Origin of the sequence: Nocardiopsis sp. TNDT3 (genome assembly GCF_003427465.1) — a bacterium.
Lineage (GTDB): Bacteria > Actinomycetota > Actinomycetes > Streptosporangiales > Streptosporangiaceae > Nocardiopsis > Nocardiopsis dassonvillei.
On record NZ_QPFC01000194.1, the window covers coordinates 1 to 2,799 of the forward strand.

The following is a 2,799-nucleotide window of genomic DNA, read 5'->3' on the forward strand; positions in this document are numbered from 1 at the left end:
CTCCCCCATCGGAGAGCTCCGCCCCGGCGCCGTCCTCCGGCGCGCGGGACCGCGGAGGGGAACGGAGAACCTGTCCGAGGAGGACACGTGACCACCCCCCGCCCCGGCCCGCGCCGCACGGCGCGCTGGCGCAGACCCGCGCCCGCGCTCCTCGGAGCGGTGCTCCTAGCCGCCCTCCTTCCGGCCGCGCCCGCGCAGGCCGCACCGATTTGCTCCGTCGACTACCAACTCAACGACTGGGGCTCGGGTTTCACGGCCGAGGTCTCGGTCACCAACGAGGCCGAGTCCGTCTCCAACTGGACGCTGGGCTGGGAGTTCTCCGGCAACCAGCGCATCAGCAACAGCTGGAGCGCGCAGGTCTCCCAGAGCGGCAGCTCCGTGACCGCCAGCGGCCCCTCCTGGGCACCCGGCCTCGCCTCCGGCCAGACCGCCACGTTCGGCTTCCAGGCCACCTACAGCGGCGCCAACGAGGCACCCACCGACTTCACCCTCAACGGCCTGGACTGCGCGGGCGAGGACGAGGAGCCCGAGCCCGAGGACCCGACCCTGGTCGTGGACCCCGACTCGGTCACCCTGGCGCCCGGCGGCGAGACCGCCTTCGACGTGGCCCTGTCCGAGGCGCCCGCCGAGGACGTGGCCGTCAGCGTGGAGCGCACCTCCGGCAGCCCGACCCTGTCGGTGGCCTCGGGCGCCTCGCTGACCTTCGGTGAAGCCGACTGGGACACCCCACAGGAGGTGACGGTCGCCTCCTCCGGCGACGGCTCGGGCGACCCCGCCCAGGCCGAGTTCACCGTCTCCGCCGAGGGCTACGACCCCGTGGTCGTCACCGCGCGCGAACTCTCCGGCGCCTCCAACGCCTACGAGGAGGAGTTCCTCACCCAGTACGACAAGATCAAGGACCCCGACAGCGGCTACTTCCGCGAGTTCGACGGCCTCCTCGTGCCGTACCACTCGGTGGAGACCCTGATCGTGGAGGCGCCCGACCACGGCCACGCCACCACCTCCGAGGCCTACAGCTACTACCTGTGGCTGGAGGCGACCTACGGCAGGATCACCGGTGACTGGGAGCCCTTCAACTCCGCGTGGGAGTCCATGGAGGCCTTCATCATCCCGGGTACGGCCGACCAGCCCACGAACGGCTCCTACGACCCGTCGTCCCCGGCGACCTACATCCCCGAGTCGCTCGACCCGAGCGACTACCCGATGCCGCTGGACGACTCGGTCGAGGCGGGGCAGGACCCGCTCGCCCAGGAGCTGAGCAGCACCTACGGCACCGACGAGGTCTACGGCATGCACTGGCTGCTGGACGTGGACAACACCTACGGCTACGGGTTCTGCGGCGACGGCACCGACGAGGCCCCCGCCTACATCAACACCTTCCAGCGCGGCTCCAACGAGTCGGTCTGGGAGACCGTGCCGCACCCGTCCTGCGAGACCTTCCAGCACGGCGGCGAGAACGGGTTCCTCGACCTGTTCACCGACGACGACAACTACTCCGAGCAGTGGCGCTACACCAACGCCCCCGACGCCGACGCGCGCGCCGTGCAGGTGGCCTACCTGGCGCACGAGTGGGCCTCGGAGCAGGGCAACGAGGGCGCGATCGCCGAGAACGTCTCCAACGCGGCGATGATGGGCGACTACCTGCGCTACGCCATGTTCGACAAGTACTTCAAGGAGATCGGCGACTGCGTCGACCCCCAGTCCTGCCCGCCCGGATCGGGCAAGGACTCCGCGCACTACCTCATGGCCTGGTACTACTCCTGGGGCGGCGCGCTGGAGAGCGCCCAGTACCCCTGGGCCTGGCGCATCGGCGGATCCTCCGCCCACCAGGGCTACCAGAACGTGATGGCGGCCTACGCGCTCTCGGAGGTGTCCGCGCTCCAGCCGGAGTCGGCCACCGGCACCCAGGACTGGGGCACCAGCCTCGACCGGCAGCTGGAGTTCCTGGAGTGGCTCCAGTCCTCCGACGGCGCCATCGCGGGCGGCGCGACCAACAGCTGGGAGGGCACCTACGCCCAGCCTCCCTCGGGCACGCCCACCTTCTACGGCATGTTCTACGACGAGAAGCCCGTCTGGCACGACCCGCCGTCCAACCGCTGGTTCGGCTTCCAGGTCTGGGACATGGAACGGGTGGCCGAGTACTACCGCATCACCGGTGACGAGCGCGCCGGGGACATCCTGGACGACTGGGTGCCCTGGGCGATCGCCAACACCACCGTCGGAGAGAACGGCGAGTTCGCCATCCCCGCCGACATGGAGTGGAGCGGCCAGCCCGACACCTGGACGGGCGAGTCCACGGGCAACCCCGACCTGAGCGTGGAGGTCGTCTCGCACGGGCAGGACGTCGGCATCGCCGCGGGCCTGGCCAAGACCCTCATGCACTACGCCGCCGCCACCGGTGACGCCGAGTCCCGCGCGACGGCCGAGGGCCTGCTCGACGCCCTCCTGGCCAACCAGGACGACCTGGGCGTCGCCGTTCCCGAGACGCGGGCCGACTACGCCCGCTTCGACGACGAGTTCGGCGCCCCCGACGGCGGCCTCTACATCCCCCAGGGATGGACCGGCCAGATGCCCAACGGGGACCCGGTCGACTCCGACTCCACGTTCCTGTCCATCCGGTCCTTCTACGAGGACGACCCGAACTGGCCCCAGGTCGAGGAGTACCTCAACGGGGGACCGGTGCCCGAGTTCACCTACCACCGCTTCTGGGCGCAGGTGGACGTGGCCACAGCCCTCGCCACCCACGGCGAGTTGTTCGGCGACGGCGCCTGACCGGCCGTAGCCGCACGGGGGCGGGGG

1 protein-coding gene is annotated in these 2,799 nt (G+C 70.8%); it reads left to right on the forward strand.

Annotation, left to right across the window (positions count from 1 at the left end):
* The first annotated feature begins 87 nt into the window (after positions 1-87).
* Complete coding sequence (locus tag DQW06_RS05265) at positions 88-2,772, forward strand: glycoside hydrolase family 48 protein (protein WP_013153475.1); 2,685 nt, start codon at positions 88-90, stop codon at positions 2,770-2,772.
* Positions 2,773-2,799: the final 27 nt, after the last annotated feature.